This is a genomic window from Streptomyces sp. NRRL F-5630, from assembly GCF_000719475.1.
In the GTDB taxonomy this organism is placed as follows: domain Bacteria; phylum Actinomycetota; class Actinomycetes; order Streptomycetales; family Streptomycetaceae; genus Streptomyces.
Genome location: NZ_JOGO01000011.1, coordinates 57,124 through 80,077 on the forward strand (window position 1 = coordinate 57,124; position 22,954 = coordinate 80,077).

Genomic DNA, 22,954 nt, shown 5'->3' on the forward strand with positions numbered 1-22,954 from the left:
GCATGGCCGCTCCTGTCAGCGTTCACCCGAGTGGGCGGATGAAAGGGGGGTGCTGCGGGTGGCTACCGCGGAAGCCTTCCCCCGGTATCCGTATGGGCAACCCGACGGCGTGTTAACTACTCGCTCATCAACACGGACACGATTCCGGCCACGTCACACGACACCCGGGGGTGCGGCCCCGCCTCATCGGATTGTGGCTGGTGAGCGGGGCCGCGGCGATTCGGTCGGCGCATTTGAGGGGCGTGGGGAGCCACGGGGCCCCGGCGCGCACCGTGGATGGCAGAGCGCCCCCCGCGCTAGGGTCGCCGGGAAGCGGCCTTTGTCCCGGTGTGGCACCGGTGACGGGGGCCCTGTTCAGCTTCCTGACGCGAAGGCGGCAACGTGAAGGCCATCCGACGATTCACCGTCCGGCCCGTACTCCCCGAACCCCTGCGCCCGCTCGACGCACTCGCCCGCAACCTGCGCTGGTCCTGGCACCCCCCGACGCGTGAGGTGTTCCGCGCCGCCGACCCCGTCCTGTGGGAGGAGAGCGGCCAGGACCCGCTGCGGCTGCTCGCCGCGCTGACCCAGGACCGGCTCACCACCCTCGCCGCCGACGAGCGGTACGTACGGCGGCTCGGCGAGGCCGCCGCCGGTCTGGAGGCGTACCTCTCGGAGGGCCGCTGGTACCAGGAGCGGGACACCGCGGCGCTGCCCGGCGCGATCGCCTACTTCTCGCCCGAGTTCGGCGTCACGGCGGCGCTCCCGCAGTACTCGGGCGGCCTCGGCATCCTCGCCGGCGACCACCTCAAATCGGCCAGCGACCTCGGCGTGCCGCTCATCGGCGTCGGCCTCCTCTACCGGCACGGCTACTTCCGCCAGTCCCTCTCGCGCGAGGGCTGGCAGCAGGAGACGTACCCCGTGCTCGACCCCGGCGAGCTGCCCCTCACCCTCCTGCGGGAGGCCGACGGGGCGCCCGCCGAGATCGCCCTCACCCTCCCCGCCGGACGCGTCCTGCGGGCGCGGATCTGGCAGGCCGCGGTCGGCCGCGTACCGCTCCTGCTCCTCGACTCGGACGTCGAGGACAACGACCGCGCGGCCCGCGAGGTGACCGACCGCCTCTACGGCGGCGGCAGCGAGCACCGCCTCCACCAGGAGATGCTCCTCGGCATCGGCGGCGTCCGCGCCCTCCGTGCCTACTGCCGCCTCACCGGGCACCCCGGCCCCGAGGTCTTCCACACGAACGAGGGACACGCCGGTTTCCTGGGCCTCGAACGCGTGCACGAGCTGCTGACCAGCGAGAACTCCGCGCACCCCGACTTCGCCACCGCGCTCGAAGCCGTCCGCTCCGGCACCGTCTTCACCACGCACACGCCCGTCCCGGCCGGGATCGACCGCTTCGACGCCGAGCTGATCGCCCGCCACTTCGGGCCGCACGCCGAACTGCCCGCGCTCGACGTCGAGGACGTCCTGCGCCTGGGCCGCGAGACGTACGAGGGCGGACAGCCGCACCTGTTCAACATGGCCGTCATGGGCCTGCGCCTCGCGCAGCGCGCCAACGGCGTCTCGACCCTCCACGGGCAGGTCAGCCGCGAGATGTTCGCCGGGCTCTGGCCCGGCTTCGACGCCGAGGACGTGCCGATCACCTCCGTCACCAACGGCGTGCACGCGGCCACCTGGGTCGCCCCCGAGGTCCTGGCGCTCGGCGCGGGGCGCATCGGCGCCGCGCGCGCCGAGGAGGCCATGGCGGTCGGCGGCTCGCCCCGCTGGGACGCCGTCGCCGACATCCCCGACGCCGACATCTGGGGGGTACGGGGACAGCTCCGCGCCCGCCTCGTCGGCGAGGTCCGCCGCCGCCTCGCCGCCTCCTGGCGCCAGCGCGGCGCGGGCGCGGCCGAACTCGGCTGGATCGAGGGGGTCCTCGACCCCGGGGTCCTCACGATCGGTTTCGCGCGCCGCGTCCCCTCGTACAAGCGCCTCACCCTCATGCTCCGCGACCCCGAGCGCCTCACCCGCCTCCTGCTCCACCCCGAGCGCCCCGTGCAGATCGTCGTCGCGGGCAAGGCGCACCCCGCCGACGACGGCGGCAAGCGCCTCGTGCAGGAACTCGTCCGCTTCGCCGACGACCCCCGCGTGCGCCACCGCATCGTCTTCCTGCCCGACTACGGCATGGGCATGGCGCAGACGCTCTACCCCGGCTGCGACGTGTGGCTCAACAACCCGCTGCGCCCCCTGGAGGCGTGCGGCACGAGCGGGATGAAGGCCGCGCTCAACGGCGCGCTCAACCTCTCCGTGCTCGACGGCTGGTGGGACGAGTGGTACGAGCCGGACTTCGGCTGGGCGATCCCCACCGCGGACGGCAGCGCGCACCTCGACGAGGACCGCCGCGACGACCTGGAGTCCGAGGCCCTCTACCGGCTCCTGGAGGAGCGCGTCGCCCCGCGCTTCTACGACCGCGACGCCGAGGGCCTGCCGGGGCGCTGGATCGAGATGGTGCGCCGCACCCTCACGATCCTCGGCCCCAAGGTCCTCGCGGGGCGCATGGTCCGCGAGTACGTGGAGGACCTCTACGCCCCCGCCGCGCGCGCCCACCGCGCCCTCACCCCCGAGGCGGCCGGACAGCTCGCCGCGTGGAAGGCGAAGGTCCGGGCGAGCTGGGGGCAGGTCGCGATCGAGCAGCCGGAGACGACGGGCACGGCCACGGGTCCCGAGTACGGCGCGAGCCTGGGGCTGCGCGCGCACGTCTCGCTCGGGGGGCTCGCGCCGGAGGACGTCGAGGTGCAGGTGGTCTCCGGGCGCGTCGACGCGGACGACCGGATCAGCGAGCCGCACACGGTGCCGCTCAAGCCGGTCGGCGCGGGTCCCGACCTGGAGGGCCGCTGGACGTACGAGGGCCCGCTCGCCCTCGACCGCACGGGCAGCTTCGGCTACACGGTGCGCGTCCTGCCCGCCCACCGGCTGCTCGCCTCGCCCGCCGAGCTGGGGCTCGTGGCGGTGCCGCCGGAGGCGAAGGGGGACGCGGGAGGCGTGCTGATGCGGTGAGGAGGGCGGACGGGGCTGAGGACCGTGCACGCGGGCGAGCGCCTGCGTTTCCGGACGCTTGCGGTGCGCTGATGCGATGAACGGGATCAAAGGTAAGGGGCGTTCTCCAGGAGAACGCCCCTTACCTCATGTCACCCGCCCTGCGGTCAGCTCACGTTGATGGCCGCCCACGCGGCGTCCACCGCCTGGTACTCGGCGGAGTCGGTGCCGTAGAGGTCACCGGCCGCGCTGAGGGTGGCCTCGCGGGCGTCCGCGTAGTCCGTCGTCGACGTCATGTACTCGCTGAGCGCCTTGAACCACACCTGCTCGGCCTTCTCGATGCCGATGCCGGTGACCTTGGCGTCGTCGTAGGTCGGTGAGTCGTAGGAGACGCCGTTGACGGTCTTTGCGCCGCTGCCCTCGGACAGCAGGTAGAAGAAGTGGTTGGCCGGGCCCGAGGAGTAGTGGACGTCGGTCTGGCCGAGGTCGGCGGACCAGTAGTCGCGCGAGGCACCGTCCTTGCTCGGCTTGTCCATGTACCGCAGCGGGCTGCCGTCGCCGTTGATGTCGATCTTCTCGCCGATGAGGTAGTCGCCCGGGTCCTCGTCGGTGTTCGAGTAGAACTCGACGGCGGTCGCCATGATGTCGCTCGTCGCCTCGTTGAGGCCGCCGGACTCCCCGCTGTAGATGAGCCCCGCGGTCGCGGCCGTGACGCCGTGGCTCATCTCGTGCGCGGCGACGTCGAGCGCGGTGAGCGGCGCGGCGTTGCCGGCCCCGTCCCCGTACGTCATGCAGAAGCAACTGTCCTGCCAGAAGGCGTTGACGTAGTTGTTGCCGTAGTGGACCCGCGAGGTCGCGCCCTTGCCGTCCCCGGCGATCCCGGAACGGCCGTGCACGTCCTTGTAGTAGTCCCACGTCTCGGCGGCTCCGTAGGCGGCGTCGACGGCGGCGGTCTGCGGGTCGCCGGCGGTGCCGTCGCCCCACTCGTCGTCGTCATCGGTGAAGAGCGTGCCGGTCCCGGAGGAGCCGTTGCCGAGGTCGTACGTCTTGTGCCCGCCGCGCTCCGTGTCGGTGAGCGTGTAGCTGCCCGCGGAACCGCTCGTGCCGAGGTCCACGTCGCCGTTGTACTCGCTGTGCCCGAGGCCGGTCTCGACGCCGTCCCAGCGGGCGAGGCGCTTGCCGCTCGTCGCGTCGGTGACGGTGTGGATCTCGCTCGGCGTGCCGTCCTTCGCGACGGACTTCTCGAGGGACTCGTAGGCGAGCACGGGGCTGCCGTGGCGCGGCGCCCACACGACCTTCGTGGCGTTCGCGGGCGCCGCCTTGAGCGTCTTCGGGCTCGTGTCGACCTTGAGCGCGGCCTTGCTCGCGCGGTTCACGCCGAGCTGCTTCCCGCTCTTCGCGGTGTGCACGACGAGATCGCCGCCGAGGACCTTGAGGCCCTGGTACGTGCGGTCGTAGCGCGTGTGGAGCGTGCCGTCGCGGTCCTTCACGACATCCTTGACGTGCAACTCCTCCTGGGCGCCGAGCCCGAGGGTGCGCGCGGTGGCCGCCGTGTCCGCCTTCGCCTCCTTCAGGAGGCCGGCGCGCAGCGAGACGGTCATGGCGAGCGGTGTCGCGGACGGGGTGCGGTCCGCCGCCGTGGCGGGGGCGCCGAGGGTCCCCGCGAGCAGAGCGGCGGAGGCGACCGCGGTGGCGGACACGAGAACCGTTCTGGGGAAACGGGCGGTACGGGACGTGCCGGTGCTACGGGACAACGCTGACTCCCAGTCGATTCGTTCCAGTGGGGGGAGCGCGGACCGGCGCCGTGGCCCGGCGGGGCGGGGCCCTGGTGGGGCGGTGCCTCGGCGGGCTCGTGCCTCGTGGGGAGGCGGACGACGGGCCGCGCGGTGAACGGACGGGTGTGCGGGGGCCGCGGAGCCGGACCGTCGCGAAGACGGTCCGGCCCCTGGGGGTGGGGGGTGTGGCCGACCGTGGGGGGTGGCGCATCGCCACCTTCGCACCGCGGGGCACCGCGTGTCATGACCACGAAGTGAGCTTGGCCGGAACCATGTCCTGCCCTCGCGGCGCGCCGCGCGCGCCCCCCGCGGGCTCCCGCGCGCCGCCCCGGTTACGCGTCGGTAGCTCAACGAGGCGGGAGGAGCGGTTTCCGCGCACATGCCACCAGGAGGTGCGAGGGGTCCGCCTGGTGGCTGGGGGCGATCTTGTCAAGGGTCCGATGGGTACGCGCCGTTGGCTGAAAAGTACCGGTGGTGCGTGCCGGTGCGGGAGGGGGGTGGCTGGGACGCGTCGGTGCGGGAGGTGTGGCGGCTGGGGACGTTGGTGGGGGAGAGGTGGTGGCCGGGGGATGCGCCGGTGCGGGGGCGTGGGGGCGAAGCGCGTCGGTGCGGACGGGTGGCTGCCGGGATGCTGGTTCGTGCGGGCGGGCCCCGCTCCTCACGCGTCCTCCGGGCCCTCGCTCCACACTCCGGCCCGCGCCGCCGTCGCCGCCGCGCGGGCCGCGCGGAGGGCGTGGCGTTCCGTGAGCGGGGTGCCGAGGTTGAGGAAGGCGTAGTACAGCGGGGCCGATACGGCGGCGACGACCGCCCGCGCGTCCGTGCCGGGCGGGAGTTCGCCGCGTGCCACGGCGTCGGTGACGCACCCCGCCCATTCCGTGACCCGTACCTCGTAGAAGCGGTGCAGCGCCCCGGCCGTCTCCGGGTCGCAGAGCGAGGCGGCGATGAGGGCCCGGAAGAGGCGGCCCTGGCGCGGGTCCGTCAGGGTCCGGACGACGAGGCGGGCGTTGGCGAGGAGATCGCCCTCGATGCCGCCGGTGTCCGCGCGCGGCAGGGACTGCTCGGCCATGTCGGCGAGCAGGTCGGCGGCGAGCGCGGCGGGGGTGCCCCAGCGGCGGTAGACGGTCGTCTTGCCGACATCGGCGCGGCGGGCGACATCGGCGAGGTCCAGGGCCTCGAAGCCGTGCTCGGCGAGCGCGTCGCCGCTCGCGCGCAGCACGGCCTCGCGGACGCGTGCCGTGCGCCCGCCGGGGCGGACGGTGCCGGGGGGCGGAAGTTCGGTCATGCCCCCACCTTAACGGAATCGCAGTTCCCTTACGAGGTCTCGCGGTGCTACCTTCTCCGCCGTAACGGGAATACAGTCCCGTTTGCTGGTGGCCGTTCTGGCCGTTCTGCCTGCCTCCTCCTGCCGAAGGGTTCGTCATGCCCGTACTCCGTACCGAGACCGGGACCGGGAGCGTGGCCGGAAGCCCCGCGCCGTCCCCGGTTTCCGCGCCGTCTCCGGTTTCCGCACCGTCCCCGGCTTCCGGACCGTCTGCGGCTTCCGGGCCGTCTGCGGCTTCCGGGCCGTCCGGTGCTCCGCGCCTCAGCGGGCGGCTCGGGCTCGTCCTCGCCGTCCTGCTCGTCGCCCAGTTCATGCTGGCCGTCGACTTCTCGATCCTGAACGTGGCGCTGCCCGCGATCGGCGAGGGGCTCGGCTTCTCGCTCGCGAACCTCCAGTGGATCGCGACGGCCTTCGCGCTGTGCGCGGCCGGGTTCACGCTCTTCTTCGGGCGCATCGGCGACCTCATCGGCCGGAAGCGGATCTTCCTCGGGAGTCTCGCGCTCCTCGGCGCCGCCTCGCTCGCCGGCGGCCTCGCCACGAGCCCCGGCGTGCTGATCGCCGCCCGCGTCGCGCAGGGCCTCGCGACGGCGGCGGCGACCCCGGCGGGGCTCTCGCTGCTCACCACGTCCTTCCCCGAGGGCCCGCTGCGGCAGAAGGCGCTCGGCATCAACGGCGCCCTCATGTCGGCCGGCTTCACGACGGGCGCCATCCTCGGCGGGGTCCTCACGGACCTGCTCTCCTGGCGCTGGGCCTTCTTCGTCAACGTGCCCGTCGCCGTCGCCGTCCTCGTGATTGCGCCGGCCGTCATCAAGGAGTCGCGGCCGGCGGTGCGCCCGCGCCTCGACCTGCCGGGCGCGCTCACCGTCACGCTCGGGCTGCTCGGCCTCGTCTACGGGCTCACGCAGGCGGGCGAGTACGGGTGGACCAGCGGCCGGGCGCTGACCGGGCTGCTCGGCGGGGCCGTCCTGCTCGGGGTCTTCTCGCTGGTCGAGCGCACGGCGCGCGAACCGCTCGTGCCGCCGCGGGTCCTGCGCCGCCGGGGCGTCGCCCTCGGCAACGTCCTCGGCCTGCTCGCCTTCGTCACCGAGACCTCGCTCGTCTACCTCCTGACCCTCTACCTCCAGAAGACCCTCGGCTTCTCGCCGCTGGCGGCGGGCGTCTCGTTCGGCGTGCTCGGCCTCGGCACCGTCGCGGGCGGTCTCCTCGCCCCGCGGGTCATCGCCCGCACCTCGACACGCACGGCGCTCCTCGCCGGTGGCCTCGTCCAGACCGTCTTCACCGCCGCGCTCCTGTTCCTCGGTCTCCTCGTCACGAGCGCGGGCGCGGCGCTCGGCCTGCTGCTCCCCGCCACGTTCTTCGGCGGCGTGGGCAACATGCTCGTGATCGTCGGCTTCATGGTCACGGCGACGAGCGGCCTCCCCGACGAGGAACAGGGCCTCGCCACGGGACTCGCCTCGATGTCCCAGCAGATCGGCATCACGATGGGCACGCCGCTCATGTCGGCGGTCGTCACGGCGAGCACGGCGGGCGCCGCCACCGCCACCGCCGTCCGCCACGGCGTCACCGTGGCGCTCGCGGTCAACGCGGCCCTCGTCCTCCTGGGGGTGCTCGTCGCCACGTTGCTCCCGCGCGCCCGCCCGCACCGCGACTGACCGGCCGACGCGGTGCGCGTGGCCGGGGTGCGCGCAGGGCGACGGCGCGGGGACCCGGAGGGTGCCCGGGGCGGTGGCGCGCCGGGGCGGCGATGCGCGGGGCGGTGACGTCGCCCGGCGTCGTCGTAGGGGGGGGGCGGGGTCCTGGTGCGCGGGTGGCGGCCTGGTGCGCGCGTACCAGGCCGCCACCCGCGCGAGGCGCCGCGGACTCAGGCCAGGCTCTCCCGCCACGTCTTGTGCAGCCCCGCGAACGTGCCCGTGCCCGCGATGAGTTCGGCCGGGGCGCCGTCCTCGATGACGCGGCCCTCGCTCATGACGAGGACGCGGTCGGCGATCGCCACCGTGGAGAGGCGGTGGGCGATGACGACGGCCGTGCGGCCGTGCAGGACCGTTTCCATCGCCTCCTGCACCGCCCGTTCGCCCGGGATGTCGAGGGAACTGGTCGCCTCGTCCAGGATCAGCACCGCCGGGTCGGCGAGCAGCGCGCGGGCGAAGGCGACCAGCTGGCGCTGGCCCGCCGAGATGCGCCCGCCGCGCTTGCGCACGTCGGTGTCGTAGCCCTCGGGGAGCGCCGCGATGAACTCGTGCGCCCCGATCGCCTTCGCCGCCTGCTCGATCTCGGCACGGCTCGCCTCCGGGCGACCGATCGCGATGTTGTCCGCGATCGTCCCCGAGAAGAGGAACGCCTCCTGCGTCACCATGACGACGCCGCGCCGCAGCTCCGGCATCGGCAGGTCCCGCAGGTCGGTGCCGTCGAGCAGGACGCGCCCCTCGGTCGGGTCGTAGAAGCGGGCCAGGAGCTTCGCGAGCGTCGACTTGCCCGCGCCCGTCGAGCCGACGACGGCGACCGTCTGCCCGGCCTCCAGCCGCAGGCTGAACCGCGGCAGCACCTCCCCGCCCGTGCGGTACGAGAACGAGACGCCCTCGAAGTCGACCTGGCGGCCGGGTAGTCCCTCCCGCGCGGGCGGCAGTGCGCGCGGCACGGCAGGCTCGGGCACGCCCGGCTCCTGCGCGAGCAGCCCGGCGACCTTCTCCAGCGAGGCCGCCGCCGACTGGTAGGCGTTGAGGAACTGGCCGAGCCGGTCGATCGGGTCGTACAGCCGCCGCAGGTACAGCGCCGCCGCGGCGAGCGTGCCGAGCGCGAGCGCGCCGCCCGCGACGCGGTAGGCGTCCCACAGCACGATCGCGGCGATCGTCGTGTTCGCGACGAGCCGCGAGCCGACCACGTACCGCGCCATCTCGATGAGCGCGTCACCGTTGCTGCGCTCGTGCTTCCGGTTGAGCGCGTCGAACTCCGCGTCGTTGACCGCCTCGCGCCGGAAGGCCCGGACCGGGCGGATGCCGTTCATCGTCTCGCCGAACTTCACGATGACGGAGGCGATGGCCGTCGAACGCCGCGCGAAGACCCGGCCCGCGCGCCGCTGGTAGAGCCGCACGAGTAGGTACAGCGGCACGAAGGACAGCACGGCGAGCGCGCCGGTCCACCCGTCGAGCACGAGCAGCACGACGGAGATCGACAGGAAGGAGAGGAGCGTGTTGATCAGCTCCTGGAGGCCCTCGTCGAGCAGTTCGCGCAGCGACTCGACGTCCGTCGTCGAACGCGAGATGAGCCGCCCCGAGGTGTACCGCTCGTGGAAGTCCACGCTCAGCACCTGCGCGTGCCGGAAGATCCGCCCGCGCAGATCGAGCAGCACGTCCTGGCTCACGCGGCCCGACAGCTTCGTGTACGCGAACTGGAAGACGCCTGAGCCGAGCGCGCACAGCGCGTAGGCCGCGCCGAGCGCGATGAGCGGACCGTAGTCCTCGCGCCGCACCGCCGGGACACCGTGGTCGATCGCGTACGCGACGAGCAGCGGGCCCGCCTGCATCGCCGCCTGCTGGAGCAGCAGGAACAGCGCCGTGAGCGCGACCCGACCCCGGTGCGGGCGCAGCAGCGCGCCGAGCAGCGCGCGGGTGGCGCCCTTGGCGACGGGCAGGTCGTCCTGGTCGAAGGGGTCGGGGGGCGGGGCCGCCTCCGCCGGGGACGCGGGGGCGGGAGCGGCCGGGGTGGGGCTCGCGTCCTCCGGTGGCGGGGGAGTGCTCGGTGAGGTCAGCAGCGCCTCCGTGCCCGTGCCCTCGCCTCCCTCGTCGCCCGCCCCGTCCGGGCGTCGGTGGTCGGCTCCCGTCGTCATGCCTGTCCCTCCAGGGCCCGTTCCGCACCCGACATGAGCCAGGCGTACTCGGCGTTCTCGCGCAGCAGTTGATGATGGGTGCCCACGGCCGTGATCCGGCCGCCCGAGAGCAGCGCGACCCGGTCGGCGAGCTGCACCGTCGACGGCCTGTGCGCCACGACGAGCGCCGTCGTGCCCTCCAGGACGCGCCGCAGCGCCGCCTCGACGGCCGCCTCGGTGGCGACGTCGAGCGCCGAGAGCGGGTCGTCGAGCACGAGGAAGGGCGGCGAGCCCACCACCGCGCGGGCGAGCGCGAGCCGCTGCCGCTGCCCTCCCGACAGGCTGAGCCCCTGCTCGCCCACCTCGGTGTGCTCCGCGTGCGGCAGATCCTTCACGAAACCGGCCTGCGCGACGTCGAGCGCCCGCGGGAGGTCCTCCGCGCCCGCGTCGGCGCCCGCGCCCATCAGCACGTTCTCCGCGATCGACGCGGAGAAGAGCGTCGGCTCCTCGAAGGCGACCGCGACGAGGGAGCGCAGCCGCTCGCGCGACATCGCCGTGATGTCCTCGCCGTCGAGCGTGATCCGGCCCGCGCTCAGCTCGTAGAGGCGCGGCACGAGGTGCGTCAGCGTCGTCTTGCCGCAACCCGTCGCGCCCACGAGCGCGACCGTCTCGCCCGGCCGTACGTGCAGGTCCACGCCGTCGAGCAGCGCGGGCGCGCCCGGCGGGGCGTCCGGGAAGCGGAAGCCGACCCCCTGGAACCGCAGTCCGTCCGCCTCGTGCGCCGCCCCGCCCCGTACCGCCGCCTTCCCGGCCGGGGCGGGCGCGGGAACGTCCTCCTCGGGGCGCTCGTCCATGACCTCGAAGTACCGCTCCGCCGCTGCCGCCGCCTCCTGGGACATCGCGAGGAGGAAGCCGATCGACTCGACGGGCCAGCGCAGCGCGAGCGCCGTGGACAGGAAGGCGACGAGCGTGCCCGCCGAGAGGTCGCCGTCCGCGACGCGGAGCGTGCCGAGCACGAGCGTCGTCACGATCGCCAGCTCGGGAAGTGTCGTGATGACCCCCCAGATCCACGCGAGCAGGTGCGCCTTGCGCAGCTCCGTGGCCCGCAACTCCTTCGCCCGCGCGCGGAAGACGCGCGCCTGGCTGCGGTGCCGGCCGAAGCCCTTCACGACGCGGATGCCCAGCACGCTCTCCTCGACGAGCGTCGTGACGTCCCCGATCTGGTCCTGCGCCTGGCGCGCCGCGGTGCTGTACCGGCGCTCGAAGTACGTGCACAGCGGGACGAGCGGCGCGACGGGCACGAGCAGCAGCAGCCCGAGCCCCCAGTCCTGGATCACCAGGATCACCACGCCGACGACGATCGTCACCCCGTTGACCAGGAGGAAGGTCAGCGGGAAGGCGAGGAACAGGCGCAGCATCATGAGGTCGGTCGTCGCTCGCGAGAGCAACTGGCCCGAGGCCCACCGGTCGTGGAAGGACGTGGGCAGCCGCTGGAGGCGCCCGAACAGGTCCCGCCGCAGCCCGGCCTCGACCCGCGCGAGCGGCCTCGCGACGAGCCAGCGCCGGAAGCCGAAGAGCACCGCCTCCGTTATCCCGAGCAGCAGCAGCCCGAGCGCCCCGAGCCACACCCCGCCCGGGTCGTGGTCCGCGACCGGGCCGTCCACGATCGCCTTGAGCACGAGCGGCACCACGAGACCGACGCAGGAGGCGATCACGGCGATCACGGCGGCGGTCGCGAGCCGGGCGCGTACCGGCCGGACATAGGGCCACAGGCGCGACAGGCTCCGCGCGGCCGAGCGGCGCTGGGGGGAGCCGGGAAGATCTGCTGTCACAGCGGCGAGATTACGTTCCGCCACTGACAATGCCCACCGGGTTTTCCTGTACGCCCCAGACATCCGGCCACCGCGAGGCGATCCACCGGCCCCGCCGCGCCCCTCCGGCTCCGGGCCGCACGGCTGCGGCGCCGCCGACCGGTCGGAGGACGGGCCCCGGCGAACTGGCCGATACCGTGCGCCCGTCCGCGCCGCGAGCCTCGTGTCACGACCGCGCGAGGGGCCCCGAGGGCGCGCGCCCCCCTCCTCGTCGGCCTCCGTGACCTGCGTAGGAGCCACGGAGGGCGCCGTGTCGTCGTCGGCGGCTCCTTCCGCGTGCGCGACGCGCGGTCTCCGGCGTCTTTCGGGCCGAACGGGGCGGGGAAGGGGACGACCGTCGCGTGCGTCGCGGAACTGCGCGCCCCTGATACCTGCCCGTCCGCGCCCCCGGTGCTCGCCCCGCGCGCCGAACGCCCCGCCGTCAGCCGCCGCTTGGGCGCGCGGGACGGGGGGAGCGCACTCTCCCGAGGATCACTGTGCGTGAAGCCCGCGCGACCCGGGTGCGGGATCGGGGCGGCATCCAGCCCGCAGCCGTGGGCCACCGCCCCCCTACGCGGCAGCCGAGGGCACCCGTGCTTTCCTCGACGCCCGCGCGGCGCACCACTCCGGGAACCGGCACCGTGCGACCTCCCCTGACGCGTCGCACCTCCGCCCGGCCCCGCCCCGCTTCCCCCGCCCCGTAGGATTCACCCCCAGGACACCCCCGCGCCCCGTACCGGTGACGCGCGGGAGCCCGGGTGGAGACTCCCCGGCGGGTCCCCGACAGGTGGAATCCATGGAGCGGAACGGAGGCGGCGGCCATGCGGCGTGTGGTGCGGATGGCCGGGAGCGGGCTCGTGCTCGCCGGGCTGCTCGGCGGGGTGAGCGCGTGCGGAAACCCCTTCGGGGGCGAACACGCCGTCTTCGGGAAGCCGCTCGGCGAGCAGCTCAGGGCCGCCTCGCGGGCGAGTCAGGAAGGGCTCACCGCGCGCTTCGCCTCGCGCCTCGACTACGGCGGCGCGGGCACGAAGGCCACGGACGTCACCGCCGGCACGCTCGACTGGGACCAGGACGTCGCCCGCGCCGAGCGCACCGTCCACGTCCCCGGCCCCCTCGCCGAGGCCGACGCGAGCGCCATCAGCGGGCGCGAGGAGCGCCGCGACGTGCGGCAGACATACGCCGTGCGCGGCCACGGGAGCGTGTACGTGGCGGCGGACGGCGAGAAGGGCCGGACGTGGGTGCGCTTCACGTCCGCCGAGCGGAAGAAGCGCGGTCTCAACGGGGACAGCGACCTCAACCGCCTCAACGGCGCGGTCCTGCCCTACGGCGGCACCCTCGCCGAAGTCCTCCCGTACGCCAAGCCCGCCAAGGAGCCCACGCGCCTGTCGGGGGGTGGCCGCCGCTACACCGCGACCGTCCCCGCCGCGCACGCGGCCGATGTCCTGCCCGCCGCGCTCGCCCGTCCCCTGCGCCAGGCCGAACGCCTCGGCCACGCCAAGGGCTTCCCCGTCACCGTCACGACCGACGGCATGGGCCGCGTCGTGAAGATGACCGCCGACCTCGCCGCCCAGCTCGACGAGCTGCACACCCAGGGCCTCCTGAGCGACGTCACGACGCTCCGCTCCGAACTGCGCCTGAGCCGCTACGGACGCTGGCAGCGCGAGGACTTCCCCGGCGCGCACCGCCTCGTCACCTCGACGGAGACCCTCCGCACGGCACGCGGCCTCACGCCCGGCACGTGCGCCGACACCCAGCTCCTCGGCCTCGGCAGCCGTGCCCTCTTCCCCGTCGACTGCGCGGACCCCCACGACCTGTGGAAGTTCACGAGCGGCACCTACCGGCGCACCCTCGGCACCCTCGAAGGACTCGACGCCCTCCCGCTCGCCGCCTGCCGCGCCGGACTCGCCGAGGCGAAGCCGGTCAACGGCGCCCCGGACCCGAAGACGCTCACCGTGACCCGCGACGGCCTGCGCTACGCGGTCGTCAAGACCAACGGCACGACCAAGACGCCCCACTGGCGCGGGACGCCGCCCGCGAAGCTGCCGAAACACTCGGAACTGCGCGTCGAGGGCGACGCCTCCTGCCTCGTCACGACCGCCTACGAGCCGCTCTCGTAACAGCCCCACGGAGAGGGCGCCAGGCGGCGCCGCCCCACGCCACGCCGCCCCACAACGCGCCGGTGCGCCCCCGCAAGAGGGCTCCCCTCTACTCCCGCACCCGCAGCACCACCACCGACCGCCCCTCCACCCGCACCGTCGCCCCCGCCGCGTGCACCGTCCCCGGCGCCTCCTCCTGCTCCTCCGCCGCCGTGTCCACGACGACCTCGTACGACGACGCCCACGGTGTTCCCGGCAGGGTGAGCAGGACCGGCTCGGGGTCCGCGTGGAGGAACAGCAGGAAGCTGTCGTCCACGACGGGCGCGCCCGCGGCCTCCCTGGCGGGCAGGTCGCGGCCCGAGAGGTACATGCCGAGGCTGCGGCCTGGCGCGTACCAGTCGTCCTCGGTCAGCTCCGTGCCGCGCGCCGTGAACCACGCGACGTCGCGCCGCCCGTCGGCGAAGAGCGCCCGGCCCGTGAAGAAGGACCGCCTGCGCAGTACGGGGTGCGCGCGGCGCAGCGCGACGAGCCGCGCGACGAGCGCGCACTGCGCGCGCCACTCGGGCGCGTCGAGCAGCGACCAGTCGAGCCAGCCGATCTCGTTGTCCTGGCAGTACGCGTTGTTGTTGCCGCCCTGGGTCCGCCCCAGCTCGTCCCCGGCGACGAGCATCGGGACACCGGTGGACAGGAGCAGCGTCGTGAGGTGGTTGCGGAGCTGACGCCGCCGCAGCGCGCGGATGCCCGGGTCCTCCGTCTCGCCCTCCGCGCCGTGGTTCCAGGAGCGGTTGTCGTCCGCGCCGTCCCTGTCGCCCTCGCCGTTCGCCTCGTTGTGCTTGTGGTCGTAGGTGACGAGGTCCCGGAGCGTGAACCCGTCGTGCGCCGTCACGAAGTTGACGCTCGCCTGCGGGCTGCGCCCGCTCCACGCGTACAGGTCGCTGGAGCCCGACAGGCGGTAGCCGAGGTCCCGTACGTCCGGCAGCGCGCCGCGCCAGAAGTCCCGCGCCGCGTCCCTGAAGCGGTCGTTCCACTCCGCCCACAGCGGGGGGAAGGCGCCCACCTGGTAGCCGCCCGAGCCCACGTCCCACGGCTCCGCTATGAGCTTGACGCGGCGCAGGACCGGGTCCTGCGCGATGACGGCGAGGAACGGCGCGAGCATGTCGAAGCGCTGCTCCTCGCCGTCCCGCCCGGCGCGCGCGAGCGCCGCCGCGAGATCGAAGCGGAAGCCGTCCACGCCCATCTCGCCGACCCAGTACCGCAGCGAGTCGGTCAGCAGCCGCAGGACCTGCGGCTGGACGACGTTCAGCGTGTTGCCGCACCCGGTGAAGTCGCGGTAGCGGCGCGCGTCCTGCTGGAGCCGGTAGTAGCCCCGGTTGTCGATGCCGCGCAGCGAGAGCATGGGGCCGCGCTCGTCGGCCTCGGCGGTGTGGTTGTAGACGACGTCGAGGATGACCTCGATTCCGGCGGCGTGCAGCGCGCGCACCATGTCGCGGAACTCGCCGACCTGTTCGCCCCGCGTGCCGCGCGAGGCGTACGCGGCGTGCGGCGCGAAGTAGCCGATCGAGTTGTACCCCCAGTAGTTGGTGAGGCCGCGCCGCAGCAGGTGGTCCTCGTGCGCGAACTGGTGCACGGGCAGCAGCTCGACGGCCGTCACCCCGAGCCGCTTGAGGTGCGCGAGCGCCGCCGGGTGCGCGAGCCCCGCGTACGTGCCGCGCAGGTGCGCGGGGATGCCGGGGTGCCGCATCGTGAAGCCCTTGACGTGCACCTCGTAGAGCACCGTGTCCGCCCACGGCGTCTTCGGTCTGCGGTCGTCGATCCACTCGGCGGCCGGGGACTCGTCGTGCACGACGACGCCCTTGGGCACGTACGGGGCCGAGTCGCGGTCGTCGCGCACGGTGTCGGCGACGTGCTGCTCGGGCCAGTCGCGCACGTGCCCGTAGACCTCGGCCGGCAGGCGGAAGTCGCCGTCCACCGCGCGCGCGTACGGGTCGAGCAGGAGCTTCGACGGGTTCCACCGCGCCCCCGTCCACGGGTCCCAGCGGCCGTGCACCCGGTACCCGTAGCGCGTCCCCGGCGCGACGCCCGGCACGAAGCCGTGCCAGATCTGGTCCGAGCGCTCCGCGAGGCGCACGCGCCGCTCGTTCCCCTCCTCGTCGAACACGCACACCTCGACGGCCTCGGCGCCGCCCGCCCACAGCGCGAAGTTGGTGCCCGTGCGCCCCTCCGGGCCCCGGTGCCAGCGCGCGCCGAGCGGCGTCGGCGCGCCGGGCCAGGCGACGTCGCGGGCGAGGGCCCCGGGGCGCGCGGGGCGCGGGGGCGGGCCGTGCCCGGGGCCCGCGGTCGTCGTCGGCGGTCCCGGGTCCGTGCCCGGCTGCCGCCTCCCGGTCTCCTCCTGCTCGGCTGCGCTCGTCACCTTCCGGCCTCCTGGCGGCTCCGGGGACACTGGCACCGCGCGGCACCCGGGGCACGTGGTGCGTGAGGTGCCCGAGGGGCGGCGTGCGGCATCCCGGCCGCGGCTCGGCGGTTTCGTCCCACCCCTGTTCTTCCCCTCGCGAAGGCTTCGCTCACGTTTCGCCCCGGCGGGGCCCGGCGTTCACCGGGGTCCCGGCCCCCGCGCGGGCCGGGACCCCGGTGACGCCTGGCGAGAAGAGCGCAGGTGGGAGCGGGAGTTGGAACGCAACAGTGACAAACGCGGGGGTCTCGGGCGTCCGGGTGTGTGGTTATCTGACCGTGCGGATCGAACGCGGGGGACGCACAGGCGCTTCCCGCGCGTGGGCGAGGGGAGACACCGGAGTGAGCGGGCGAGCGACGGCGTACGCGGGTGCGGGGTGGCTGCGGGGGAGCGGTGGCGGGGCGCGGGCCCTGCCCGCGCTGCTGCTCGGCGTGCTCCTGCTGCTCGTGACGGCGTGCAGTGGGGACGGGGACGGCGCGGGCGCGAACGGCAAGAACGGGGGCAAGGTCAAGCCGAGCCCGACGCTCTCGCAGGCCGTCGTGACCGTCGCGCCGAAGGACGGCGCCAAGGGCGTGGACACGAACGGCGCCCTGAAGATCACCGCGAGCAAGGGGAAGCTCACGAAGGTCCGGGTCGCCGACACCAAGGGCACCGCGGTCGCGGGCGACATCGTCGAGGGCGGCACGGCCTGGCGGCCGAAGCTGCACCTGGCCGCTTCGACCACGTACAAGGTGCACGCGGTCGCGAAGGACACGCACGGCCGCGAGTCGGCGAAGGACACGACGTTCACGACGCTCGTGCCGAAGAACACCTTCATCGGCCGCTTCACGCCCGAGGACGGTTCGACGGTCGGGGTCGGGATGCCCGTCTCGCTCAACTTCTCGCGCGGCATCACGGACCCGAAGGCCGTCGAGCGCGGCATCAGGGTCACGGCCGAGCCCGACGTCGAGATCCGCCACAAGTGGTACGGCAACGACCGCCTCGACTTCCGCCCCGAGAGGTACTGGGCGCCGGGCACGAAGGTGACGCTGACGCTCGCGCTCGACGGCGTCGAGGGCCGCCCGGGGGTCTACGGCGAGCAGTCCAAGTCGGTGCACTTCACGATCGGCCGCAGCCAGGTCTCCTACGTGGACGCGAAGGCGCACACGATGCGCGTGACCCGCGACGGCAAGACGGTCAAGAAGATCCCGATCACGGCGGGCGCCCCCAACAGCACGACGTACAACGGGCAGATGGTCATCAGCGAGAAGTACAAGGTGACCCGTATGAACGGCGACACCGTCGGCTACGGCGGCGAGTACGACATCCCCGACGTCCCGCACGCCATGCGCCTGTCCACCTCGGGCACCTTCGTGCACGGCAACTACTGGGCGGGGCCCGGCGTCTTCGGCCACCAGAACGCGAGCCACGGCTGTGTGGGGCTGCGCGACGCGCGGGGCGGCGGCGACTCCTCGACGCCCGCCGCGTGGTTCTACAACGGCTCGCTCATCGGCGACGTCGTCGTCGTCTCGCACTCCCACGACAAGCAGATCCAGTGGTGGAACGGCCTCAACGGCTGGAACCTGCCGTGGGAGAAGTGGGAGAGCTGACGGCCCCTTGGGGGCAACGGGCACGGGGCGGCGCCTTCGCGGGCGGCGCCCCGTTCCCGCTCTCGCGTCTGCACCCGCCCGTGCCGTCCGCCGTCTCGTCCTCCGCGCCCCGCGCCCCGCGCCTGTGGTCAAGCGCACGTCCGCGCCCGTGACCCCGGCGCATAAGGTGCGGGCATGACTGTGCTCCTCGACGTCGCCGAAGGTGTCGCCACCCTCACCCTCGACCGGCCCCCCATGAACGCGCTCGACGCCGCCGTGCAGGACAGCCTGCACGCGCTCGCGGGCGAGGTCACCCGCAGGGACGACGTCCGGGCCGTCGTGATCCGGGGCAGCGAGAAGGTCTTCGCGGCCGGGGCCGACATCAAGGAGATGCGCGGCATGAGCCACAAGGACATGGTCCTGCGCTCGCGCGCCCTCCAGGACGCGTTCACCGCCGTCGCGCGCGTCCCGAAGCCCGTCGTCGCCGCCGTCACCGGCTACGCGCTCGGCGGCGGCTGCGAACTCGCGCTGTGCGCCGACCACCGCGTCGCCGCCGAGAACGCCAAGCTCGGCCAGCCGGAGATCCTCCTCGGCCTCATCCCGGGGGCCGGCGGCACGCAGCGGCTCTCGCGCCTCGTCGGCCCCTCGCGCGCCAAAGACCTGATCTTCACCGGTCGTCAGGTCCGTGCGGACGAGGCGTTGCGGATCGGCCTCGTCGACCAGGTCGTCCCCGCCGAGGAGGTCTTCACCACCGCGCACGCGTGGGCCGCGAAGCTCGCGAAGGGCCCGGCGCTCGCGCTGCGTGCCGCGAAGGAGGCCGTGGACGGCGGTCTGGAGACCGACATCGACACCGGGCTCGCTCTCGAACGCACCTGGTTCGCGGGGCTGTTCGCGACCGAGGACCGCGAGATCGGGATGCGCAGCTTCGTCGAGGACGGGCCGGGCAAGGCACACTTCGGCTGAGCGGCCGCCGGGCGGGTACGCGCGGGCGCGGCCCCCGCGACCCGTCGCCCAGCTCGCCGCCCCCGGGCGCACGGGGGCGTGCACACCCCGCGCGCGACGTCTTATGTCCGCCTTAAGCGAACCTTAAGAAACGGTGCGCACCCGGGGCGTGATCACTCGTCCGCACAGCGTCATCACCCCCGGTGACAGCCGCCGGAGCTTTCCTTTTGCCTTCGGCATATGCCGGACGTGGTCTTCACGAGCGTTCCGGCGCCCCGTCATATTCCGCCGGAACGCGCACGCGGACGGCTGGGGACCGCCATCATGGGGGCATGGCGGGGCTGGAGAGCACAACAGAGCACACGCGGCGGGCCGAGCAGGGCAGGCCCGTGGCACGGTGGACGCCGGGCGCGAAGGACGAACGCGCCCTGGCGGCCTTGGACGCGCACGGGAACCCGGCGGAGTCGGAGATCCGTGTCGAGGCGACCCCTGAGTCGGGGGGTGAGTTGCGCCGCCTCGCCGCGCTCGTCGTCACGGAGGAGTGGAGGCTGTCACCGGCACTCGCCGAGACCACCGCGCTTCTCGTCTCCGAACTGCTCGGCAACGCGGTGCGGCACGCGGGCGCGCGCTCCTTCGGGCTCCGCATGACGCGCAGGCCGGGACGCATCCGGGTCGAGTTCCGCGATCCCTCGCGGGCCCTGCCCTGCGTCATGCCGTCCCTCGGGACGGCCGTCACGAGCGGGTACGGGCTCGCGCTCGTGGAGCGGCTCAGCGAGCGGTGGGGCGTGGACCTGCTGCCCGTCGGCAAGAAGACGTGGTTCGAACTCCGCGCGACGGACCGCTGAGGCGCCGCGCCCGCGCGGGTGCGCGCCGCTGACACGGCGTCATTTCGCCCGATATCCGGCCCCCGCGTTCACCCCGCCCAGGCCCTTTGAGGACCCGCCCCTTCAGGGCCCGTCCCCTCCCGGTGCCCGCCACAGCAGCGCCTCGGCCCCCACCGCGCGGTACCCCGCCGCCTGGAACGCCCGCACGCTGCGGGCGTTCCCCGGGGCCTGCTGCGCCCATACCGCAGCGCCGGGCACGAGGTGACGCGCCGCCAGCGCGAGGGCCCGGCCCCGCCCCCGGACCGTTCCCCCGGTCCCCGCCGTCTCGATCGCCGTCTCCCAGCGCCCGCCCGGGCCCCTGCCGAGGAGCACCACATCGCCCTCGGCCGTCTCCCACACCCGTACCTCCGTGCGGCGCCGCAGCGCCCTGGCCACGCGCGGGTGTCCGTGCGCCGTGCTCTCCCGCAGCTCCAGCGGGGGCGGGCCCGGGAGCGCGGGGGCGACCGTCAGGAGGTCCACCGTGTCCATCCGCCGCCCGGTCCGCTCCAGGAGCGCGGAGAGGAAGGACGGGTGCAGGCTCGCGGCGAGCGGGTCGGAGCCTGCGCGCGCGAGCCGCTCCCGTACCCATCCCTCGTCCGTGTCGGCGAAGACGAAGGACCGCGCCGTCAGCGCGAGCACCCCGGCCTCGGGCTCCCCGGCCAGCGGCCACACCGTCGTCGTCCCGTCGGGCGCGGGGAAACGCCCCCGCGCAAGATCCGCGAAGAGCGCCCGCAGGTCCGTCATGATCCGTGCTCCTTCTTCCCGTGGCGGTCTCGCCCTCCTCCGGCCGGGAGGGGCCGGATACCCTGACGGCCTGACAGCAGCACCGAGAAGGGGTGGACGGGCCGATGGCCGACATCGAAGAGGCACGCAGGACGTTCCAGCAGTTCGACGCCGACGGGGACGGCTTCATCACCGCCGACGAGTACAAGTCGGCCATGGCCCGCATGGGCGACTTCTACGTCACCGCCTCCGTCGCCGAGGCCATCATCGCCTCGAAGGACGCCAACGGCGACAAGCTCCTCTCCTTCGAGGAGTTCTGGGCGGGCGTCCACAAGGGCTGAGCCGCGCGAGGGGCGGTCCGCACCCGCAGACCGCCCCCACGGGCACACGGACCCCCGCGCCCCGCCCCGCCCCGTTCTCAGAGCCGCGCGGCGCGCGCCCGCCCCGCCGTCCGCACGCTCCACCGGCCCCCGTGCCGGGCGAGCCGCAGCGGGTGCCCGAAGCACTCCGAGGCCGACTCGCTCGTGAGCACCTCGTCCACGGGCCCGCTCCCGAGCACCTTCCCGCCGCGCAGCAGCAGCGCGTGCGTCGTGCCGGGCGGCAGCTCCTCCAGATGGTGCGTCACGAGGACCGAGGCGAGCGCGGGCCGCCCGGCCGTCAGCGCCTCGATGCTCTCGATGAGCTGCTCGCGGCCCGCGACGTCGAGCCCGGTCGCCGGCTCGTCGAGCAGCAGCAGCCGGGGCTCCGGCATGAGCGAACGCGCGATGAGCGCCCGGCCCCGCTCGCCCTGCGAGAGCGTCGGCCACGTCGCCTCGGCGCGGTGCCCGAGCCCCAGCGTCGCGATGAGCCGCTCGGCGCGCTCGCGCTGCTCCGCGTCCGGCTGCCAGCGCGGCAGCGGCTCGACGCTGTTGGTCAGCCCGGTCAGCACCACGTCGCGCACCTTCAGCGCGCTGCGCAGCGGGTGGCGCGGATTGACATGCCCCACGTACGTCCGCAGTTCCCGCAGGTCCACGCGCCCGAGCTTGCGCCCCAGCACCTCGACCTGCCCGCGCGTGGGGTGGCTGAGCGCGCCGAGCAGGCTCAGGAGCGTCGTCTTGCCCGCGCCGTTGGCGCCGAGCAACGCCCAGTGCTCGCCTTCACGGACGGTGAGGGACACCCGGTCCAGGAGAAGCGCGCCCTCGCGGACGAGCGCGACCTCCTCGGCGTGCAGGACCGCTGTCGCGCGGCCCTCGTCTTCTGCTTCGCGTACGGGAGTGGTGGTCATAGTGCACCGAAAGGTACGCCCGCGCGGCCGGACCACGTTCCGCCCGTTCACGATCCGGACGCGGCGGGGGCGGCGGTAGGGGCAGCGGCGGCGGTATGGGGGTATGGGGGAGGGGCGGCGGTACGGGAGCGCGCCGCCGCAAAGAACCGCCGCGCTCTCCGGCCCGGCTCGCCTGCCTTGGGCCTCCGCCGGTCTCCTCAGTCCTCCGCCGCCGCCACCGGGAGCCGCAGCGCCCATTCGCCCGCGCCCCATGCCGTGAGCGTGTGCGCGGCGAGGCGGTCCTCCAGCAGGCTCGTCGCCTCGATGCCGAGGACGACGTCCGGCTCCAGGCCAGGCTCGGCGCGCAGGAGCGGGGCGAGCACCTCCGAGCGCAGCACCTGTTCCTCGGCCGCGCCCGACTCGGCCCGCGCCCTCGGGTAGCGCCGCGCCTCCTCCGGCGCGTCCGTCCGCTCCAGCGCCGCGTCCAGGCGGGCCGCCGCGCGCGGCAGCAGGACGCCCCACGCCGCCGCGTGCCCCACGAGCGCGCCTCGCAGCGCGCCGTGCAGGCCGAAGAGCGCGCCCAGGTTGGCGAGCGCGAGGGACGCGGCCGGGACCGCGTCCACGTACCTGCCGGGCGCCGGGTCGAGGCCGAGGGCGCGCAGGTGCTCCTCGGCGAGCATCGCGTGGCCGCGCGCGGGCTGCCCGTGCCCGGCGCGCGCGTGCAGGAGGGAGAGGAGCCCGGCCCGGGGGCGCGCGGGCAGCCGGGGCAGCGCCCAGGCGGGCCCGTCGTCCTGGAAGGCCCGCGCGGGAGTGCGCAGCACCGCGTACTCGCGGATCTGCCAGGGCTTCCCGTCCCGCTCCAGCGCGCCGCTCACACTCGTCGGATCGCCGCCCTCGGGCTGGACGAGCAGATCGGCGAAGGCCGCCGAGACGTCCTCGGCGCCGCGCGTCAGACCGCGCAGCGCCTCCAGGAAACGCCGCTCCAGGGGACGGCGCAGCCCCAGCAGGAGCGGCTCCCACTCGGCGGTGGGCTCCAGCCCCGCCCAGCCGCCGCGCTGGAGCCCGTAGAGGACGAAGAGGGCGAGTTGCAGGTCCTCGCCGAGCGGGTCCACCCGCGCGGCCTGCGGCCCCCAGGGGGGCGCGTCGCGCCCCGCGCGCAGCGCCGTGAGCAGGTGCGCGGAGAGATCACCGCGCGCCTCGGGAAGCTCCGGCGGCTCCTGCCGCGCCCCGCTGACCGCACCTGTCGCCGTCGTCATGCCCCCAGCCTGCTGCCCCCGCGCGCCCCGCACCACTCGGGCGGTCCACACGCGCGACACGAGCGG

At 74.4% G+C, this 22,954-nt stretch carries 15 protein-coding genes; 7 read left to right on the forward strand and 8 right to left on the reverse strand.

Translation table 11 applies throughout. The features are described 5' to 3' along the window. Positions 1-381: 381 nt before the first annotated feature. Positions 382-3,021, forward strand: a complete 2,640-nt coding sequence (glgP, locus tag IF99_RS0107785; protein ID WP_030995615.1) for an alpha-glucan family phosphorylase — start codon at positions 382-384, stop codon at positions 3,019-3,021. A gap of 146 nt (positions 3,022-3,167) precedes the next feature. On the opposite strand, the gene IF99_RS0107790 is transcribed toward glgP, so the two are convergent. Beyond that, positions 3,168-4,700 carry a M4 family metallopeptidase gene (locus IF99_RS0107790; protein ID WP_030995616.1) on the reverse strand — a complete coding sequence of 511 codons (1,533 nt, stop codon included), beginning with the start codon at positions 4,698-4,700 and terminating at the stop codon, positions 3,168-3,170. Between the two features lie 733 nt (positions 4,701-5,433). Further along, on the reverse strand, positions 5,434-6,057 hold the full coding sequence (locus tag IF99_RS0107795) for a TetR/AcrR family transcriptional regulator (protein ID WP_030995617.1): 624 nt from the start codon (positions 6,055-6,057) through the stop codon (positions 5,434-5,436). 137 nt (positions 6,058-6,194) lie between these two features. On the opposite strand from IF99_RS0107795, the gene IF99_RS0107800 reads away from it, so the two are divergent. Continuing rightward, a complete protein-coding gene (locus tag IF99_RS0107800; protein WP_234340621.1) occupies positions 6,195-7,748 on the forward strand; it encodes an MFS transporter in 1,554 nt (517 codons plus the stop codon). A gap of 209 nt (positions 7,749-7,957) precedes the next feature. On the opposite strand, the gene IF99_RS0107805 is transcribed toward IF99_RS0107800, so the two are convergent. Beyond that, complete coding sequence (locus tag IF99_RS0107805) at positions 7,958-9,919, reverse strand: ABC transporter ATP-binding protein (RefSeq protein ID WP_078655020.1); 1,962 nt, start codon at positions 9,917-9,919, stop codon at positions 7,958-7,960. Further along, positions 9,916-11,622 carry an ABC transporter ATP-binding protein gene (locus tag IF99_RS0107810; protein WP_030995620.1) on the reverse strand — a complete coding sequence of 569 codons (1,707 nt, stop codon included), beginning with the start codon at positions 11,620-11,622 and terminating at the stop codon, positions 9,916-9,918. Before IF99_RS0107810 ends, IF99_RS0107805 begins: the two co-directional genes overlap by 4 nt. 947 nt (positions 11,623-12,569) lie before the next feature. On the opposite strand from IF99_RS0107810, the gene IF99_RS0107815 reads away from it, so the two are divergent. After that, the gene (locus IF99_RS0107815) at positions 12,570-13,865 is read left to right on the forward strand and encodes a hypothetical protein (RefSeq protein WP_030995621.1); all 1,296 of its coding nucleotides are present in this window, start codon (positions 12,570-12,572) and stop codon (positions 13,863-13,865) included. A gap of 88 nt (positions 13,866-13,953) precedes the next feature. Here IF99_RS0107815 and glgX read toward each other — a convergent pair whose 3' ends face one another. Beyond that, entirely contained in the window at positions 13,954-16,254 is a 2,301-nt protein-coding gene (gene glgX / locus IF99_RS0107820) for a glycogen debranching protein GlgX (protein ID WP_030995622.1), read from the reverse strand. Between the two features lie 380 nt (positions 16,255-16,634). Here glgX and IF99_RS0107825 point away from each other — a divergent pair, with 380 nt between their 5' ends. The 3 genes from IF99_RS0107825 to IF99_RS0107835 all read left to right on the forward strand — a co-directional run bounded on the left by IF99_RS0107825 (position 16,635) and on the right by IF99_RS0107835 (position 19,648). Beyond that, entirely contained in the window at positions 16,635-17,882 is a 1,248-nt protein-coding gene (locus IF99_RS0107825) for a L,D-transpeptidase (protein WP_030995623.1), read from the forward strand. Positions 17,883-18,056: 174 nt separating this feature from the next. Further along, positions 18,057-18,824 (forward strand): enoyl-CoA hydratase/isomerase family protein, encoded by a 768-nt coding sequence (locus IF99_RS0107830; protein WP_030995624.1) that lies wholly within the window; start codon positions 18,057-18,059, stop codon positions 18,822-18,824. Positions 18,825-19,135: 311 nt separating this feature from the next. Then, the gene (locus tag IF99_RS0107835; RefSeq protein ID WP_030995625.1) at positions 19,136-19,648 is read left to right on the forward strand and encodes an ATP-binding protein; all 513 of its coding nucleotides are present in this window, start codon (positions 19,136-19,138) and stop codon (positions 19,646-19,648) included. A 102-nt stretch (positions 19,649-19,750) separates the two neighbouring features. Here the strand turns inward: IF99_RS0107835 and IF99_RS0107840 are convergent, their stop codons facing one another. Continuing rightward, positions 19,751-20,410 carry a hypothetical protein gene (locus tag IF99_RS0107840; RefSeq protein WP_030995626.1) on the reverse strand — a complete coding sequence of 220 codons (660 nt, stop codon included), beginning with the start codon at positions 20,408-20,410 and terminating at the stop codon, positions 19,751-19,753. A 104-nt stretch (positions 20,411-20,514) separates the two neighbouring features. On the opposite strand from IF99_RS0107840, the gene IF99_RS0107845 reads away from it, so the two are divergent. Beyond that, positions 20,515-20,730, forward strand: a complete 216-nt coding sequence (locus tag IF99_RS0107845) for an EF-hand domain-containing protein (RefSeq protein WP_030995627.1) — start codon at positions 20,515-20,517, stop codon at positions 20,728-20,730. Positions 20,731-20,807: 77 nt separating this feature from the next. Here IF99_RS0107845 and IF99_RS0107850 read toward each other — a convergent pair whose 3' ends face one another. Both IF99_RS0107850 and IF99_RS0107855 read right to left on the reverse strand, forming a co-directional pair. Then, positions 20,808-21,653, reverse strand: a complete 846-nt coding sequence (locus IF99_RS0107850) for an ABC transporter ATP-binding protein (protein WP_030995628.1) — start codon at positions 21,651-21,653, stop codon at positions 20,808-20,810. A 197-nt stretch (positions 21,654-21,850) separates the two neighbouring features. Continuing rightward, a complete protein-coding gene (locus IF99_RS0107855) occupies positions 21,851-22,888 on the reverse strand; it encodes an iron-containing redox enzyme family protein (RefSeq protein ID WP_030995629.1) in 1,038 nt (345 codons plus the stop codon). Positions 22,889-22,954: the final 66 nt, after the last annotated feature.

Bases quoted from the DNA above. Each gene is read 5' to 3' on its own strand.
- IF99_RS0107795 (WP_030995617.1), bottom strand. From the start codon at position 6,057: ATGACCGAACTTCCGCCCCCCGGCACCGTCCGCCCCGGCGGGCGCACG.
- IF99_RS0107800 (WP_234340621.1), top strand. From the start codon at position 6,195: ATGCCCGTACTCCGTACCGAGACCGGGACCGGGAGCGTGGCCGGAAGC.
- IF99_RS0107805 (WP_078655020.1), bottom strand. From the start codon at position 9,919: ATGACGACGGGAGCCGACCACCGACGCCCGGACGGGGCGGGCGACGAG.
- IF99_RS0107815 (WP_030995621.1), top strand. From the start codon at position 12,570: ATGCGGCGTGTGGTGCGGATGGCCGGGAGCGGGCTCGTGCTCGCCGGG.
- IF99_RS0107830 (WP_030995624.1), top strand. From the start codon at position 18,057: ATGACTGTGCTCCTCGACGTCGCCGAAGGTGTCGCCACCCTCACCCTC.
- IF99_RS0107835 (WP_030995625.1), top strand. From the start codon at position 19,136: ATGGCGGGGCTGGAGAGCACAACAGAGCACACGCGGCGGGCCGAGCAG.
- IF99_RS0107840 (WP_030995626.1), bottom strand. From the start codon at position 20,410: ATGACGGACCTGCGGGCGCTCTTCGCGGATCTTGCGCGGGGGCGTTTC.
- IF99_RS0107845 (WP_030995627.1), top strand. From the start codon at position 20,515: ATGGCCGACATCGAAGAGGCACGCAGGACGTTCCAGCAGTTCGACGCC.
- IF99_RS0107850 (WP_030995628.1), bottom strand. From the start codon at position 21,653: ATGACCACCACTCCCGTACGCGAAGCAGAAGACGAGGGCCGCGCGACA.
- IF99_RS0107855 (WP_030995629.1), bottom strand. From the start codon at position 22,888: ATGACGACGGCGACAGGTGCGGTCAGCGGGGCGCGGCAGGAGCCGCCG.